Genomic DNA, 17,357 nt, shown 5'->3' on the forward strand with positions numbered 1-17,357 from the left:
CGTCGTACGGGAGCCGACGCGTCGCCGCTACGCGCCCAGCGCCAGCAGATCCGCCGCTCCCTCCCGCTCCCACATCCGCCGCAGCGGCCCCTCGACCGCGACCAACTCCGCGTACCGGCCGCGCTGCGCCACCCGTCCCCCGTCGAGGACGATCACCTCGTCCACCGCGTCCAGACCCGCGAGCCGATGCGTGATCAGCAGCGTCGTACGGCCCTCGGTCGCGGCCAGCAGATCGGTCGTGAGCGCGTCGGCGGTCGGCAGGTCCAGATGCTCGGCCGGCTCGTCCAGGACAACAACGGGAAAGTCGGCCAGCAGCACGCGGGCCAGCGCGAGCCGCTGCCGCTGCCCGCCGGAGAGCCGTGCGCCGTGTTCGCCCACCAGGGTGTCGATACCGTCGGGCAGCGAGTCCGCCCACTCCAGGAGCCGCGCCCGGCCGAGCGCGTCCCTCAAGTCGGCCTCGGTCGCGTCCTTGCGGGCGAGGAGCAGGTTCTCGCGCACCGAACTGTCGAAGAGATGCGCGTCCTGCGCGCACAGCCCGACGAACGTCCGCACGGTGTCCCCGTCGAGCGCGTACGCGTCCACTCCGCCGAGCGTGTACGAGCCGGCCGGTCCTTCCGCGTCGAGGAACCGGAGCAGCACCTGCGCGAGCGTCGTCTTGCCCGACCCGGACGGACCGACCACGGCAATCCTGCGGCCCCGCTCCAGCGTCAGATCGACCCCGCCCAGCGCGTCCCGCGTCTGCCCCGGGTACCGGGCCCGCAGCCCCCGCAGCTCCAGCGGGAACGCCGAGCCGGGCGCCTCACCAGGCGTTTCGGGTTCGTGTACGGGGACGGGTGCGTCCAGCACCTCGTGGACCCGCTCGGCACTTCGGCGGACCCGCTGCCGGTACTGCACGGCGAGCGGCATCCCCATGACCGCCTCGAACGCGGCGAGCGGGGTGAGCACGACCACGGCCAGCGCCACCCCGCTCAGCCGCCCGTCCGCGACCGCCCGCGCGCCGACGAACGCGGCACCCGTCACCGTCAGCCCGGAGACGAGCGCGATCAGCCCGTCCCCGAGCGCCGTCGCCGTCGCGGTACGGGACGCGATCCGGGTGAGCACCCCGTCGGCCCGCCTGACCTGCGCGGTACGGGCGGGCAGCGCACCGGCGACCGTCAACTCGGCGGTCCCGGTGAGCAGATCGGCGACCCGGGTGGCCAGCGCCCCACGTGCGGGAGCCAACCTCCGCTCGGCGCGTCGGGCGACGGCACCGGAGAGGAGCGGTACACCCGCACCGGCGACGAGCAGGCCCACGGCGAGTACGGCACCGGCCTCGGGCAGCAGCCAGGCGGTGAAGCCGACGGACACGGCGGACACGGCGACGGCGGCACCGGCGGGCAGCAGCCACCGCAGCCAGTAGTCCTGCAACGCGTCTACGTCGGCGACGAGCCTCGACAGCAGGTCACCGCGCCGGGTCGTGCGCAGTCCGGCGGGCGCGAGCCGTTCGAGGCGCCGGTAGACGGCGACCCGGGTGTCGGCCAGCATCCGCAGCACCGCGTCGTGCGACACCAGCCGCTCGGCGTACCGGAACACGGCCCGCCCGATGCCGAAAGCACGCGTCGCCGTGACAGCGACCATCAGATACAGCACGGGCGGCTGCTCGGAGGCCCGGGAGATCAGCCAGCCGGAGGTGGCCATCAGTCCCACGGCACTGCCGAGCGCGAGAGCGCCGAGCAGCAGGGCGAGGGCGAGCCGTCCGCGCCGGGGACCGGCCATCGCCCGGATCCGACCCAACACACCGCCACGCCGGACGGCCCCCGCCGATACCCCGGAGACCACGTCCGCACCGCCACCGACCGCACCGCCATCGACCGAACCCCCCGCCTCGGGAACACCGTCGAGGAAGCCCCCGAAGGAATCACCGAGCGCCGCACCGGAAGAGCCCATGGAACCAGCGAAACCAGACCCAGCGGAACCAGACCCAGCAGAACCAAAAGAAGACGCGGGCCCCGGAACAGCGGCCACGACCGGCACCCCGATCCGCTCCACCCCGGCACCGGACCCCCGCTCCCCCGGCACCTCCAACCGCACCACCCGATCCGCCACCGACAACAGCGCGGGCCGGTGCACGACAAGCAGCACGGTCCGCCCCACCGCCAGCCGACGCACGGCCTCCACGACCTCGGCCTCGGTGTCCCCGTCGAGTGAGGCCGTCGGCTCGTCGAGCAACAGCACCGGCCGATCCGCGAGGAACGCCCGTGCCAGCGCGAGACGTTGCCGCTGCCCCGCCGACAGCCCGGCACCGTCGTCACCGAGCACCGTGTCCACGCCCTCGGGCAGCGCGTCCACGAACTCCAGCGCCCCGGCGTCCCGCAGCGCCCCGCGTACCGCCGAGTCGTCGGCGCCGGGCCGCGCGAGACGTACGTTCTCGGCGATCGACCCCGCGTACAGATGAGGGCGTTGCGGGACCCACGCCACCTGGGCGTGCCAGGACTCGGGGGAGAGGCTCGTGAGGTCAGCGCCCCCGATCAACACCCGTCCCGCGTCGGGCCGTACGAAGCCGAGAGCCACCGCGAGGAGCGTCGACTTCCCGGCTCCGCTGGGCCCGACGAGGGCAACGGTCTCCCCTGGCGCGACGGTGAACGACGCGTCCGAGACGGCGTCGACCGATCGCCCGGGATAGCAGACGGTCACCCCGTCGAACCGAAGCGCCGCCTCAGCCTCCCCGCCATGAGCCCCGTCACGACCGCCCCCGACCACCGGCACAGCCCCCGTCCCCACCCCCGGCAACGGTGTCTCCAGTACGGCAAAGATCTCCTCCGCCGCCGCAAGCCCCTCCGCCGCCGCGTGATACTGCGCCCCCACCTGCCGCACCGGCAGATACGCCTCGGGCGCCAAAATCAGGATGACCAGGCCGACATAGAGATCCATCTCGCCATGGACCAGACGCATGCCGATGGTGACGGCGACCAGGGCCACCGACAGGGTCGCGAGGAGTTCCAGGGCGAAGGACGAGAGAAAGGCGATCCGCAGCGTACGGACCGTCGCCCGCCGGTACTCGTCGGTGATACGCCGGATCGAGTCGGCCTGTGCCTTGGCCCGGCCGAACACCTTGAGGGTGGGCAGTCCCGCGACGACATCGAGGAAGTGGCCCGACAGCCGGGAGAGAAGCCGCCACTGACGGTCCATCCGGGACTGGGTGGCCCAGCCGATGAGCACCATGAAGACGGGGATGAGCGGAAGGGTGCCCACGATGATCGCGGCGGACACCCAGTCCTCCGTGACGATCCGGACGAGCACCGCGACCGGCACCACGATCGCGAGCCCCAACTGCGGGAGATAGCGCGAGAAGTAGTCGTCCAGCGCGTCGATCCCCCGGGTGGCCAGCGCCACCAGCGACCCGGTCCGCTGTCCGCTCAGCCACCCGGGACCCAACGCCCCCGCCCGCTCAAGGAGCCGCCCCCGCAGCTCCGACTTGACGGCCGCGCTCGCCCGGTGGGCGGCGAGTTCGGTGAGCCAGCCGATGAGCGCCCGGCCCAGCGCGACGGCCACCAGAAGGAGCAGCGGTGTACGCAACGCCTCGACCCCGAGGCCATGTTGGAAGGCCCCGACGACCACCTCGGCGATAAGCATGGCCTGAGCGACGACCAGTCCCGCCCCGACCAGCCCGAGGCCCACCACGGCGGCCAGGAAGAGACGGGTGGCGCGGGCGTAGCGGAGCAGACGCGGGTCGATCGGTTTCACGTGAAACACACCCTCGGGGTCGATCCGGGGTGTTTCACGTGAAACATCCCGGACGGTATCGGGTCAGTGCGTGACATCGGCTCAGTGCGCGGCATCCGCGATGCTCTGGGTGCCGATCCGCTTGCGGAACACCCAGTACGTCCAGGACTGATAGAGCAGCACGACCGGCGTCGCGATCCCGGCACACCACGTCATGATCGTCAGGGTGTAGGGCGTCGACGAGGCGTTGGTGACCGTGAGGCTCCAGGCCGGGTTGAGCGAGGACGGCATGACGTTCGGGAAGAGCGTCAGGAAGAGCATCGCGACGGCCGCGATGATCGTGATCCCCGAGAACGCGAACGACCAGCCCTCACGTCCGGCGAGATTGGCGCCGAGTGCGGCGACCAGTGCGGCCACGGCGACGATCATGGCGATCAGGCTCTTGCCGTCACCGTTGTCGATCTGGGTCCAGACCAGGAAGCCGAGCGCCAGAACCGCCGTGAGCAGTCCGACCAGGGTGGCCAGCTTCCGAGCGCGTTCCCGGATGTCCCCCAGGGTCTTGAGCGCCACGAAGACCGCGCCGTGGAAGGTGAACAGGGTCAGCGTCACCAGTCCGCCGAGAATCGCGTACGGGTTGAGCAGATCCCAGAAGTTGCCCACGTACTCCTTGTGCGCGTCGATCTTCACGCCTCGCACGATGTTGCCGAAGGCGACGCCCCAGAGCAGGGCGGGGATCAGGGAGGCCCAGAAGATCGCGTTCTCCCAGTTGCGCTGCCAGTTCTCCTCGGGCCGCTTGGCGCGGTACTCGAAGGCGACCCCGCGCACGATCAGACAGACCAGGATGATCAGCAGCGGCAGATAGAACCCGGAGAACAGGGTCGCGTACCACTCGGGGAAGGCGGCGAAGGTCGCACCGCCCGCTGTGAGCAGCCACACCTCGTTGCCGTCCCAGACCGGACCGATGGTGTTGATCAGGACGCGCTTCTCGGTCCGGTTCCGGGCGAGCAGCTTGGTGAGGATCCCGACCCCGAAGTCGAAGCCCTCCAGGAAGAAATAGCCGATCCAGAGGACCGCGATGAGCACGAACCAGACGTCGTGGAGTTGCATGCCTCAGCTCCTGTCTCTCAGTACGAGAAGGCCATCGGCCGGTCGGGATCGCGGTCGCCGCCGATCTTGGTGGGCGGATTGAGGTCGGCGTCCGTCAGTTCGGGCGGCCCGGCCTTGACGTACTTCAGGAGCAGCTTGACCTCGATGACGGCGAGGATCGCGTACAGCGTGGTGAAGACGATCATCGAGGTGATGACCTCGCCCTGGGAGACGCTGGGGGAGACCGCGTGCCGGGTCTGGAGGACGCCGTAGACGACCCAGGGCTGGCGGCCCGTCTCGGTGAAGATCCAGCCCCAGGAGTTGGCGATCAGCGGGAACGCGAGCGTCCACAGGGCCACGACCCAGTACCAGTTCGTGAACTTGGCGCTGAGGGCCTTGTTGCGGAACAGCACCAGGTTCGGTGTCTCGTCCTCGCCGACGCGCAGATGCTGCGGCAGCAGGAACTTCTTACGGGTCAGCCAGAGTCCGAGGATGCCGATGGCGAAGGACGCCATACCGAAGCCGATCATCCAGCGGAAGGCCCAGAAGGCGACGGGGATGTTGGGACGGTAGTCGCCGGGCCCGTACTTCTGCTGCTCGGACTTGTTGATGTCATTGATGCCGGGGACGAACGAGTTGAAGTCGTCGTGAGCGAGGAAGGACAGTACCCCGGGGATCTCGATGGCCACGGTGTTGTGGCCCTTGTCGACATCGCCGTACGCGAAGAGGGAGAACGGTGCCGATCTCTGGCCGTCCCAGAGCGCTTCGGCGGCGGCCATCTTCATGGGCTGCTGCTCGAACATCACCTTGCCGAGCCGGTCCCCGCTGATCGCGGTGAGGGCGCCGGCGATGACGACGGTCACCAGGCCGAGACGCAGTGAGGTCTTCATCACGGGGATGTGCCTCTTGCGGGCGAGATGGTAGGCCGCGATGCCGACCATGAACGCGCCGCCGGTGAGAAACGCGGCCGTGAGGGTGTGGAAGACCTGGGTGAGCGTCGTGTTCTGGCTCAGCACGGCCCAGAAGTCGGTGAGTTCGGCCCGGCCCGCCGCCTGGTTGATCTTGTAGCCGACCGGGTGCTGCATCCAGGAGTTGGCCGCGAGGATGAAGTACGCGGAGAGGATCGTCCCGATCGCGACCATCCAGATCGTGGCGAGGTGGATCCTCTTGGGCAACTTGTCCCAGCCGAAGATCCACAGCCCGATGAAGGTGGACTCGAAGAAGAAGGCGATCAGCGCCTCGAAGGCGAGGGGAGCGCCGAAGATGTCCCCGACGAACCGCGAGTAGTCGGACCAGTTCATGCCGAACTGGAACTCCTGCACGATGCCGGTGACCACGCCCATGGCGATATTGATCAGGAAGAGCTTGCCCCAGAACTTGGTCGCCCGGAGGTACTTTTCCTTGCCCGTCCGCACCCACGCCGTTTGCAAGCCAGCGGTCAGCGCCGCGAGCGAGATCGTCAGCGGGACGAACAGGAAGTGGTAGACGGTGGTGATGCCGAACTGCCATCGCGCCAGGGTCTCCGGCGCCAGAGCGAGGTTCACGTCTCCTTCTCCTTACGTGCCGTGTTCACAGCGGCAGTTTGCCCCTTTGATCACCCGCATAACAGGATCATCCGGGCGAGCTTGTGAACGCGTTCACATTCACAAGCATTATGTACTACCACCGAACCGCCCTTCCAGGGGGGTCCCCTTACCCGTGGTCGCCCCTCGACCCGAGGCGGAACCGGGCAGATCCGGGGCGGATCCGAGGCAGATCCAAGGCGAATCCCAGGCGGGCGACCGGGTCCGGACATGCCGACGGGGCGGCCGGAGCCCCCTTGAGGAGCCCAACCACCCCGCCCAACCATGTTCCGATATGCCCTACTTGTGCGCCTTAAAGGCATATGGCGCGTGCGCTGAAACACACGGCCCGGCCCTGCGCTACGGCTGAAGCTCCTTGTGGAACGCCTCCGCCGTGTGCAGGAAGATGTCGTTCGCCTCGGTCTCGCCGATCGTGACCCGCACACCCTCGCCGGCGAACGGCCGGATCACCGCACCCGCCTTCTCGCACGCCGCCGCGAAGTCCATGGTCCGCTCGCCCAGCCGCAGCCACACGAAGTTCGCCTGCGTCTCGGGCACCGTCCAGCCCTGCGCCGCCAGCGTCTTCACGACCCGCGCGCGCTCACTGACCAGGGAACCCACCCGCCCCAGCAGTTCGTCCTCGGCGCGCAGCGAGGCGACCGCCGCGTCCTGCGCGATCTGCGACACACCGAAGGGGACCGCCGTCTTCCGCAGCGCCGCCGCGACCGGCTCATGGGCGATGGCGAAACCGACCCGCAGCCCGGCGAGCCCGTACGCCTTCGAGAAGGTACGCAGCACACAGACGTTCGGCCGCTCCCGGTAGATCTCCACGCCGTCCGGCACCTGGGGATCGCGGATGAACTCCCGGTACGCCTCGTCGAGCACCACCAGCACATCGCGCGGCACCCGGTCGAGGAATCGTTCCAGCTCGGCCCTGCGCACCACCGTGCCGGTCGGGTTGTTCGGATTGCACACGAAGATCAGCCGGGTGCGCTCGGTGATCGCGTCCGCCATCGCGTCCAGGTCGTGCACCTCGTCCGGGGTCAGCGGCACCCGCACCGAACGCGCCCCGCTGACCTGCGTGATGATCGGGTACGCCTCGAAGGACCGCCAGGCGTAGATCACCTCGTCTCCGGGACCCGACGTGGCCTGGACCAACTGCTGGGCGACACCCACCGAGCCGGTGCCGGTGGCGACATGCGAGAGGGGCACCCCGAAACGGTTCGCCAGCTCGTTCATCAGCCCGGTGCACGCCATGTCCGGGTACCGGTTGAGCGTCCCGGCCGCGGCGATCGCCGTCTCCATCACGCCGGGCAGCGGCGGATAGGGGTTCTCGTTGGACGACAGCTTGTACGCCGCCGGACCCGACCCCGCGGGCTTGCCCGGCGTGTAGGCGGGAATGCCCTCCAGCTCGGCGCGCAGCCTGGGGTTCGTCTCGCTCACCGTCGTCCTCCTCGTGCGTCACCGAACTCGCCGATTGGCATATGGCCCACCTTATGAGGCGGGGCGCCCGCTGCGAATGGCCGGAGGCTCCCGGGTCCGCCGACCGCCCGCTTCCAGGCCCTCCGGCCGGAGGCTCCCGAGCCCGTTTCCTGGGGGGAGCGTTCCGTGTTCTGCCGCGCGCCGGTGGCTCACGCCGTGGCGCGCATCCCTCGTGAAGGTGAGTTGAGACCTCTTCGAAACATGGCTCATTTGGCAGGTCTATACAGGCTGACACACACCCAATCCCTAGCCGAGGGCTCAACTTCCTTTGTTTGCAAGGCAATTGACCCCGATTGGCCATGCAGAAACGTGCCTGTCAACGCGTGAATATGCGTCCGCACCACCCCACCCCCTGAGCCCTACTATCGGCTCGCCATGACAGCAGCAGGGAAGCACCAGGTGAGCCGGGCGGAAACCTCCCGCCGAGGCGGCCGGCCGGGCCGAGCGGGTATCAGAGACGTGGCCGCCGCCGCCGGTGTCTCCATCACGACGGTCTCCGACGCCCTCAACGGAAAGGGCCGGTTACCGGACGCCACCCGACGCCACGTTCGCGAGGTCGCCGAACGGCTGGGCTACCGCCCGTCGGCCGCCGCCCGCACGCTCCGCACCGGTAAGTCAGGACTCATCGGACTCACCGTGACGACGTACGGGGATGAACCTTTCACCTTCACGGAATTCGCGTACTTCGCGGAGATGGCGAGAGCCGCGACCTCGGCGGCCCTCGCCCGGGGGTACGCCCTCGTGATCCTCCCGGCGACCTCCCGCCGCAGCCCCGTCGACGTCTGGTCGAACGTGGCGCTCGACGGCACGGTCGTCATCGATCCGTCGGACAAGGATCCGGTCGTCTCCGAACTCGTCCGCCAGGGCCTGCCCGTCGTCTCGGACGGCCGCCCAGGCGGCTCGCTGCCGGTCACGGCCTGGGTGGACAACGACCATGAAGCCGCCGTCCTCGGCATCCTCGACCATCTCGCCGAGTCCGGTGCCCGACGCATCGGCCTGCTCACCGGCACCACCACGGACACCTACACACATCTCTCCACCACCGCGTATCTGCGCTGGTGCGAGCGGGTCGGCCAGGACCCGGTGTACGAGGCGTACCCCGCGCACGACCCGTGCGCCGGGGCCGTCGCCGCCGACCGACTGCTCGCCCGGCCCGACCGGCCCGACGCCGTCTACGGACTGTTCGACCCCAACGGCACCGACCTGCTCGCCGCCGCCCGGCGCTACGGCCTGCGCGTCCCCGACGACCTGCTCCTCGTCTGCTGCAGCGAGTCGACCGTGTACGCCACCACGGAGCCGCCGATCACCACGCTCTCGCTGAAGCCGCGCCGGATCGGCACGGCCGTGGTGCAGCTGCTCATCGACGCGATCGAGGGGATCGATTCCGACCAGCCCGTCCAGCAGGTGATACCGACGGAGCTGATCGTGCGGACGTCGTCCGAGCGACGTCCGCCCCGAACGACGGTCAGCCCGCCGAGGTCTCCCTCGACCGGGTAACGGCTCTCTCACTCGAACGGGTAGCGAAGGGGCAGCGAAGCAACAGCCGTACCCCCCAGGGGGGTGGAGGACACCGTCGGCCCGAGGTGACCTCCACCCAATTCGGGAGAAATACGCGGCGAGCCGGGGTCCTGCTCCGATTCACCACCCCTGGGTCATCACACAGCGCGATCCACATTCCTATGATGGGCGGACGACACCGCGGGCCGCTGCGACCAAGCAGTCCGATCCGGTGCAGTTGCGGCGCAAGGTGGTGGAGGGGTCGATGACTCAGGGGGCCGGTCAGGGACCCGACGTGCGGACGGCGACGCTGCGCGACTTCCGGGTGCCGGCGTACGTCCACGAGACCGGTCCGTCAGGCGAGGGCGAGGGGCCGGCCGACGAGCCGGATGGCTACACCCCCACCCAGCGCGACCTCCCGATCATCAACCGGGGGGACACCCTCCAGGTGCCGATCGCGCCCGACCCCGTACCGGATCCGCGCGCCCCCGAAGGGCTCGGACCCCTGTATGTCGTCGGCGATGTGCACGGCTATCTCGACGAGCTGGTCGCCGCGCTGCGCGAGAAGGGCCTCATCGACGAGGCCGGCGACTGGTCCGCGGGCAACGCGCGGCTGTGGTTCCTCGGCGACTTCACCGACCGCGGCCCCGACGGCATCGGCGTCATCGACCTCGTGATGCGGCTGTCCGCCCAGGCGGCGGCGGCCGGCGGCTACTGCAAGGCCCTCATGGGCAACCACGAACTGCTGCTGATCGGCGCCCGCCGGTTCGGCGACACCCCCGTCAACTCGGGCGCGGGCACCGCCACCTTCCAGGCGGCCTGGCTCCTCAACGGCGGCCAGAAGTCCGACATGGACCGGCTCCAGGACCACCATCTCCAGTGGATGGCCCGCCTCGACGCGATGGAGGAGGAGGACGGCCATCTCCTCGTGCACTCCGACACGACGGCCTATCTCGACTACGGCGACTCGATCGAAGCGGTCAACGACACCGTGCGCGAGACCCTGACGCGCAATGACGCCGACGAGTGCTGGGACGTCTTCCGCAAGTTCACCAAGCGCTTCGCGTTCCGCGACGAATCGGGTGCCGAGGCCGCGCGCAAACTCCTCGCCGCGTACGGCGGTACCCGCGTCGTCCATGGTCACAGCCCCATTCCGTATCTCCTCGGCGAGGTCGGGTCCGAGGACGGCGAGGGCAGCTCGGGTCCCGCCGTCGAGGGACCGCATGTGTACGCCGACGGGCTGGCCATCGCCATGGACGGCGGAGTGACCATGGCCGGAAAGCTACTGGTCTGCCAACTTCCCCTGGATAGCTGAGCGTTCCCCGGGCAGACGCAGAAGCGGAGGGTCCCCTGGGCTTGGGGGCCAATTTTCGGAAACCCCCTGTCACCGTGTGCCGTGGCCGCTCTACCATCGGCTTATCCGTAGCAGGCTCCCCTCCGTTTCTGCCCGACGGCTCGTAACCATGCGAGCCCCAAGCCCTACGGAGCATCGGGGGATGCACATGAACAGCGTTCCGCAGCACCTGCTGAGTGAGGACCGCCAGGAATATGAGCGGATCCTCGACGAGGCGCTGCGCTCGGCCCCGTACCGCCCTGAACTCACCGCGGTCGGTCGCCGGCTCAACCCCGAGCAGTTGCGCACCATGGCCCTCAACGCCACAGCGCTGATCACGGCCGCCGCCGCGACCGAGTACCAGCAGTACGTGCAGATCCGTGAGGAACGGCGTGAACCCTCACGGGCCACAGATCGCGCCACCGAAAGGAGCGGATCCACGGAGTCCGGTTCGGGTCCCGTGGGCCTCGCCACCACCATGGGCGAGGTCACCGAGCCCGCGGGCGCCGGTGTGGTGGCCGTCCTCGCGGTCCTCGCCCCCGTACTCGCGGGTGCGGCGGCCGTGATATTCCTCCTCGTCGGGTATCTCCTGAGAGTGCTCGACCCCGAGCAGGTGTTCGCCCAGACGCTGCTCACCACGGGGTGGGTCTTCACCGCGGTCACCGCGGTGGCGATCCTCGTCGCGGGGGCCGGGCTGCTGCTCACCGCCCTGCGCAACGACGCCACCTCGCTCCACGCCGATACGCACAGCGAATTCGACGAAAAGGTCGAACTGGCCAGAGAAGCGTGGCACGACGCGCTTCTGGAGCGCGGCATCATGCCGTTCCTCCGTGACGCCCTCGCCGATCCGGCCGCGACCGCCCCCGGGCCGTCACGACCGGCCGGCCGGATGCCGCACCTGGGCTACAACCGTCCGGGCTTCAGCAGCCCGGACGGCGGGTCGAAGTCCGGCTCGCGCCCGAGCTATTCGAGCCCGGACTTCACCAGTCCGGACTTCGGCGGCCCCGACAGCCGGCCGGAGTAGCGCCAGCCGTACGGGCGTCCGCCCCGCGGCACCAGCGAGCGGTGGGGTTCCCCAGGAACCGGGTTCAACAGCCCGGAACTTGGGGGCACCCTCACCTCCGCCTGCCGTCTTTCTCCTCGGCCCGATCAGTCGGCGATCAGTCGGCGATAGGTGGCACTCAGTCGGTGCTCAGTCGGCGAGCGGCAGATACACCCGGTTCCCGCTGGCCGCGAACTCCTTCGACTTCTGCATCATCCCCTCGGCGACCTCCTCAGCCGTCGCCCCCGCGGCGGCCGTACCGCCGAACTGCGCCGTGATGCTTTGGCTGATCTTCATCGAGCAGAACTTCGGGCCGCACATCGAGCAGAAGTGGGCCGTCTTCGCGGGCTCCGCCGGCAGGGTCTCGTCATGGAACGCACGGGCCGTGTCCGGGTCGAGGGCCAGATTGAACTGGTCCTCCCAGCGGAACTCGAAGCGGGCGTCGGACAGCGCGTCGTCCCACTCCTGGGCACCGGGATGCCCCTTGGCGAGGTCCGCCGCGTGCGCGGCGATCTTGTATGTGATGACACCGGTCTTCACGTCGTCGCGGTTGGGCAGGCCCAAGTGCTCCTTCGGCGTGACGTAGCAGAGCATCGCGGTGCCCCACCAGGCGATCATCGCGGCGCCGATACCCGAGGTGATGTGGTCGTACGCGGGCGCGATGTCCGTGGTGAGCGGGCCGAGCGTGTAGAACGGCGCCTCCTCGCAGATCTCCTGCTGGAGGTCGATGTTCTCCTTGATCTTGTGCATCGGGACATGTCCCGGGCCCTCGATCATCGTCTGTACGTTCATCCGCTTGGCGATCGTGTTCAGTTCGCCGAGCGTCCGCAACTCCGCGAACTGTGCGTCGTCGTTGGCGTCGGCGATGGAGCCGGGGCGCAGCCCGTCACCGAGGGAGTACGTCACGTCGTACGCGGCGAGGATCTCGCACAGTTCCTCGAAGTTCTCGTACAGGAACGACTCCTTGTGGTGCGCCAGGCACCACGCCGCCATGATCGAGCCGCCACGCGAGACGATGCCGGTCTTACGGTTCGCGGTGAGCGGCACGAAGGGCAGCCGTACGCCCGCGTGCACCGTCATGTAGTCGACGCCCTGCTCGGCCTGTTCGACGACCGTGTCCTTGTAGATCTCCCAAGTCAGCTCCTCCGCCCTGCCGTCCACCTTCTCCAACGCCTGGTAGAGCGGCACCGTTCCGATCGGGACGGGGGAGTTGCGCAGTACCCACTCGCGGGTGGTGTGGATGTTGCGGCCGGTGGAGAGGTCCATGACGGTGTCGGCGCCCCAGCGGGTCGCCCAGGTCATCTTCTCCACCTCCTCCTCGATCGACGAGGTCACCGCGGAGTTCCCGATGTTGGCGTTGACCTTCACCAAGAACCGCTTCCCGATGATCATCGGTTCGATCTCGGGGTGGTTGACGTTCGCGGGCAGCACGGCACGCCCCGCCGCGATCTCCGCCCGTACGACCTCGGGTTCGACGTGCTCGCGCAGGGCCACGAACTCCATCTCGGGCGTGATCTCGCCCCGCCGTGCGTACGCGAGTTGGGTCACCGGTGCTCCGTCGCGGCCCCGGCGCGGCTGGCGTGGCCGCCCCGGGAACACCGCGTCGAGATTGCGCAGCCCGCCGCGCGGCGAGGTGTGCTTGATCCCGTCGTCCTCGGGCCGGACCGGTCGGCCCGCGTACTCCTCGGTGTCGCCGCGCACGACGATCCAGTTCTCCCGCAGCGGCGGAAGACCGCGCCGTACGTCGGTCTCGGTCGACGGATCGGTGTACGGCCCTGACGTGTCGTACAGCGTGACCGTCCGGCCGTTGGTGAGGTGGACCTGGCGGACGGGCACCCGCAGATCGGGGCGGGTGCCCGTCGCGCCGGTCACATAGCCCTTGTGCCAGCCGATGAGGTTGGCGGTGCCATTGGGGTCAGCGGGACTGTCGACCTTTTCGCCCGGTTCCTCACGATGTGTCTGGTTCGAGGCAGGCGTGCGTGCGTCCTTGATGGTCATGAGACCTACTCCCTACGCCGGCATTACCCGGTAACAGGTTCGGCGGTCGACGCAGCGGATTCCGTAGGCCGACTCGTCGTGCGAGTACGTCCGTTTACGGAGGTCAGCGCCCTCTCAGCCCGGTGCTCCGAGCTCCCGCGTGTGCAAAGGTGCCTCCACGCTAGCGTCATATCGGGCGTGCTGAACAGTGGGCCTCCGCCGTTCTTGCGATGATCGGGCGGTGACGACCTCGCAGCAGCCCCCCGTTTCGCCGTCCGGCCCCGGCCCGCACGGGCACGGCGACGACCACGGCGACGGCAACTCGGGCCCCACAGGCGGCGGCCACGGACACGGGCATGGACACGGGCACGGGCACGGGCACGGGCACGGGCACGGGCACGGGCACGGGCACGGGCATGGTCCGGCCGCCCCGGTCTCGCGGCATCTGCGCAAGGTCATCGCCGCGGTGCTAATCCCCTTCGCGGCGGCGGTCACCGTGGGCCTCGTCGTGCTCTGGCCCGGCGGCGCACCGTCCCACGAGCGCACCGGCGTCGGCTTCGACCGGCAGGCGCAGCAGGCGAAGGTCGTCCGCGTCGACCGCGTGGACTGCGGGTCCGTGAACGCCTCCGGCGACACCCCCAACGGTGACACCTCGACCGCCGAGGGCAACTCGGCCCAGCAGCAGGCGACCGGCCAGTGCGGCAAGGCGACGGTCGAGGTCACCACGGGCAAGGACAAAGGCCGTACGTTCACGGAGATCGTGCAGCCCGACTCACCACGGCAGTTGCGCACCGGCCAGAAGGTCATCGTCGCCTACGCCCCGGACGCGCCAACGGAGTTGCAGTACGCGGTGACCGACGTGGACCGGAAGGTTCCGATGGCTCTGCTCGCCGGGATCTTCGCGATCGCGGTGGTCGTGGTGGGCCGGCTGCGCGGACTGATGGCCCTGGTCGCGCTGGCCGCGAGCTTCATGGTGCTGACCCTCTTCATCCTGCCGGCGATCCTCCAGGGCTCGAATCCGCTGGTCGTCGCGGTGGTCGGGGCGAGCGCCATCATGCTGATCGCGCTGTATCTGTGCCATGGACTCACAGCCCGTACCTCCGTCGCGGTGCTCGGCACGCTGGTGTCGCTGCTGCTGATCGGGCTGCTCGGTTCGCTGTTCATCGGCTGGGCCGCGCTCTCGGGCAACACGGACGACAACACCGGCCTGATCCACGGGCTTTATCCGTCGATCGACATGAGCGGTCTGCTGCTCGCGGGCGTGATCATCGGTTCGCTGGGTGTCCTCGACGATGTGACGGTGACGCAGACATCGGCGGTGTGGGAACTGCACCAGGCGGATCCGACGATGGGGCGGCGCGGGCTGTACCGCGCGGGCATCCGGATCGGCCGCGACCACATCGCGTCCGTCGTGAACACGCTGGTCCTGGCCTACGCGGGCGCCGCGCTGCCGTTGCTGCTGCTGTTCTCGATCGCGCAGAGCAGCGTGGGGACGGTCGCCACCAGTGAGTTGGTGGCCGAGGAGATCGTGCGCACGCTCATCGGCTCCATCGGCCTGGTCGCCTCGGTGCCGGTGACGACGGCGCTGGCCGCGCTCGTGGTGTCGGCGGACCGGCCCGGCGAGGGCGCGGGCGTGGCGGTCGCCGGCGCGGGCGTACCGGGCGGGGGCGTGGGGGCGCAGGGCGGGGGCTCAGAGGCGCTTGGCGGCGCGCTGGGGGCGCGCGTGGACGCGCTGGGGGCGCGGGTTCCGATGCGGGGCGGACGGGGCAAGCGGCGGAAGCGCTGAGCCTTACGGCGTTACGGCACCTTGGGCGCCGGGAGTTGCTCACGCGTTACGGCACCTTGGGCGCCGCCAGGGGCGCCGTCAGGGTGCTGAAGCGTTACGGCACCTTGAGTGCCGTGGGCCCGTGGACTCGACCGTCTCCGTTCATCCGGCGCTCTGCTCCTCGGCCAGGATCCGGTCCAGCGTCTCGTCGAGGAGGGACTCAAATCCGGCCAAAGAGCGCTCCTGCCCCAGGGGCACCAGCTTGTCCGTCCGGTCCAGAAACGCGATCAACGGCGCGACCCCGGCCCGGAACACCGCCTGGTCGCTGCCCACCTGAAGCGTGATGAGGACCTCGCTGAGCAGATCCTGATCACCCGGCGCGATGTGCACATCACCGTCCCCGCACGGCTCGGCGACCCCGTCCACCAGCAACTCCCGCCCGAACGTCCAGCTCACGGGCGCGTCTCCGGGCAGATGGAAGGTCAGCCGCACGGCATACGGGTCGTCACTCCTGTATCGCAGCTCGACGGGAATACGGAAGATGAGTTCCTCGGAGACGAGGAAGCTCATCATGACCTCTGCGTGTACCGACTCACTCATCGCCTACCCCGTCGTGTGCTGTCGACTGGCCAGGAATCGCCCCCTGACGCTCATGGCATCTTGCTTAAAGTACACGACAGATCACAAGGAGTGAGTTTTCAGATGCTGATAGAGAAACCGAGTGTCTTTAGTAGCTTTCCTACCTCGACCTGGAGCTGCCCGATCGCCGGAAGCAACCGCTCCGCTTGATGTGCGGGCAGCGAGACCGCCATGGCCGCCACGGTGGAGCCGGCGGTGAGGGGAATCGCGGCACAGACCGTGCCGAGCGCGTACTCCTGATGCTCGACGACCGGCCGGGTCCGCTCCACCGCGGCCAGGCGCCGCAGCAACGTCCGCTCGTCACGCACGGAGTACGGAGTGACGTATCCCACAGGGTGCCGGTCGAGATGGTCGCGCCGGGCCTCCGCGTCGAGCTGGGCCAGCAGACACTGGCCGATCGCATGGGCGTGTCCGGTCTCCCGGAAGTCGGCCCACTCGTGGACGGCCGGGTTGGTGGGGGTGTCGGCGATCGCCACGACCTCGATCTCGCCCTCGCGGTAGACGGCGAAGTACACGGGTACGCCGAGGGCGTCGCGCCAGTGTGCCAGCGCGTCGTTGATCATGCTGCGACGATTCTGCTGGGCGGCGCCACCGCCCAGCCGCCGGGCCGCCTCGGCGAGCAGGAACACCCCTCGCTCACGGCGCACATAGCCTTCGTGGGCCAGGGTGCGCAGCAAGTGGTAGGCGGTGGGGAGGGCGACCCCCGCCTCACGCGCGAGTTGCTTCGCGGGCGCGCCGTCCGGGTGCGAGGCCGCGGCCTCCAGCAGGCGCAGGGCGCGCTGTACCGACCCGATCAGGGTCGGGCTGGTGTCGGCCGGACCGGCGCCTGGCGGGCCGACGCCTGTCGGGCCGGTAGCGGTCGGCCCGGTGCCGGTCGGGCGGCTGTCGTCAACCGTGGCCAAGGCTCACTCCGGAAGCGGGGGGAGTTCCGGACTGTAACGGTCCGCCCTGGGCCATCAGGGCCGCCGGGGAAAACTTCCCCCGGGCGAGGGACTGCGCCTTGCGTCACGCGACGCCGTGCCGTAGGCGTCGCGTGACGGCGGGGCGGTCACCAGTCGCCGCGTGACGATGAACTCGACATGAACTTCCGTACGAGGTAGACGAGTCCGGCGACCAGGGCCACGAACACCAGCACCTTGAAGAGCAGCCCCACCAGGAAGGAGAGGATGCCGACGATCAGCCCGCCGAACACGAACAGGGCGATGACCGGCACCGCGACCCACTTAACCCACCACGGCATGCCCGCGAAGATCTCTCGCACAGCCATCGTCC

At 69.4% G+C, this 17,357-nt stretch carries 12 protein-coding genes and 1 riboswitch; of the genes, 4 read left to right on the forward strand and 8 right to left on the reverse strand.

Annotated features, from left to right (window positions below; translation table 11 throughout):
* Nucleotides 1-27: 27 nt before the first annotated feature.
* From cydD to hisC, 4 genes are all read right to left on the reverse strand, one after another.
* The gene (gene cydD / locus ACFVT5_RS26960; protein ID WP_389893179.1) at nt 28-3,723 is read right to left on the reverse strand and encodes a thiol reductant ABC exporter subunit CydD; all 3,696 of its coding nucleotides are present in this window, start codon (nt 3,721-3,723) and stop codon (nt 28-30) included.
* An 81-nt stretch (nt 3,724-3,804) separates the two neighbouring features.
* Complete coding sequence (gene cydB / locus ACFVT5_RS26965) at nt 3,805-4,809, reverse strand: cytochrome d ubiquinol oxidase subunit II (protein ID WP_389893182.1); 1,005 nt, start codon at nt 4,807-4,809, stop codon at nt 3,805-3,807.
* A 17-nt stretch (nt 4,810-4,826) separates the two neighbouring features.
* Nucleotides 4,827-6,332, reverse strand: coding sequence for a cytochrome ubiquinol oxidase subunit I (locus ACFVT5_RS26970; protein WP_389893185.1), 1,506 nt, complete (start codon nt 6,330-6,332; stop codon nt 4,827-4,829).
* Between the two features lie 378 nt (nt 6,333-6,710).
* On the reverse strand, nt 6,711-7,793 hold the full coding sequence (gene hisC, locus ACFVT5_RS26975; protein WP_389893187.1) for a histidinol-phosphate transaminase: 1,083 nt from the start codon (nt 7,791-7,793) through the stop codon (nt 6,711-6,713).
* Between the two features lie 414 nt (nt 7,794-8,207).
* On the opposite strand from hisC, the gene ACFVT5_RS26980 reads away from it, so the two are divergent.
* The 3 genes from ACFVT5_RS26980 to ACFVT5_RS26990 all read left to right on the forward strand — a co-directional run bounded on the left by ACFVT5_RS26980 (nt 8,208) and on the right by ACFVT5_RS26990 (nt 11,686).
* Nucleotides 8,208-9,329: a LacI family DNA-binding transcriptional regulator gene (locus ACFVT5_RS26980; protein ID WP_389893190.1), complete on the forward strand. Its 1,122-nt coding sequence runs from the start codon at nt 8,208-8,210 to the stop codon at nt 9,327-9,329.
* Nucleotides 9,330-9,594: 265 nt separating this feature from the next.
* On the forward strand, nt 9,595-10,644 hold the full coding sequence (locus tag ACFVT5_RS26985; protein WP_389893193.1) for a metallophosphoesterase: 1,050 nt from the start codon (nt 9,595-9,597) through the stop codon (nt 10,642-10,644).
* Between the two features lie 181 nt (nt 10,645-10,825).
* Nucleotides 10,826-11,686 (forward strand): hypothetical protein, encoded by an 861-nt coding sequence (locus ACFVT5_RS26990; protein ID WP_389893196.1) that lies wholly within the window; start codon nt 10,826-10,828, stop codon nt 11,684-11,686.
* 168 nt (nt 11,687-11,854) lie between these two features.
* Here ACFVT5_RS26990 and thiC read toward each other — a convergent pair whose 3' ends face one another.
* Nucleotides 11,855-13,702 (reverse strand): phosphomethylpyrimidine synthase ThiC, encoded by a 1,848-nt coding sequence (thiC, locus tag ACFVT5_RS26995; RefSeq protein ID WP_389893199.1) that lies wholly within the window; start codon nt 13,700-13,702, stop codon nt 11,855-11,857.
* A riboswitch (TPP riboswitch) is annotated at nt 13,695-13,851 on the reverse strand. It overlaps the preceding gene by 8 nt.
* A gap of 71 nt (nt 13,852-13,922) precedes the next feature.
* Here thiC and ACFVT5_RS27000 point away from each other — a divergent pair.
* Nucleotides 13,923-15,467: a YibE/F family protein gene (locus ACFVT5_RS27000; protein WP_389893202.1), complete on the forward strand. Its 1,545-nt coding sequence runs from the start codon at nt 13,923-13,925 to the stop codon at nt 15,465-15,467.
* Nucleotides 15,468-15,608: 141 nt separating this feature from the next.
* Here the strand turns inward: ACFVT5_RS27000 and ACFVT5_RS27005 are convergent, their stop codons facing one another.
* From ACFVT5_RS27005 to ACFVT5_RS27015, 3 genes are all read right to left on the reverse strand, one after another.
* Entirely contained in the window at nt 15,609-16,046 is a 438-nt protein-coding gene (locus tag ACFVT5_RS27005; RefSeq protein ID WP_389893205.1) for an SsgA family sporulation/cell division regulator, read from the reverse strand.
* A gap of 98 nt (nt 16,047-16,144) precedes the next feature.
* On the reverse strand, nt 16,145-16,858 hold the full coding sequence (locus tag ACFVT5_RS27010; protein ID WP_389893867.1) for an IclR family transcriptional regulator: 714 nt from the start codon (nt 16,856-16,858) through the stop codon (nt 16,145-16,147).
* A 275-nt stretch (nt 16,859-17,133) separates the two neighbouring features.
* A complete protein-coding gene (locus ACFVT5_RS27015) occupies nt 17,134-17,346 on the reverse strand; it encodes a DUF5326 family protein (protein WP_389893869.1) in 213 nt (70 codons plus the stop codon).
* Between the last annotated feature and the right edge of the window lie 11 nt (nt 17,347-17,357).

Source organism: Streptomyces sp. NPDC058001, assembly GCF_042886315.1.
Classification (GTDB): Bacteria; Actinomycetota; Actinomycetes; order Streptomycetales; family Streptomycetaceae; genus Streptomyces.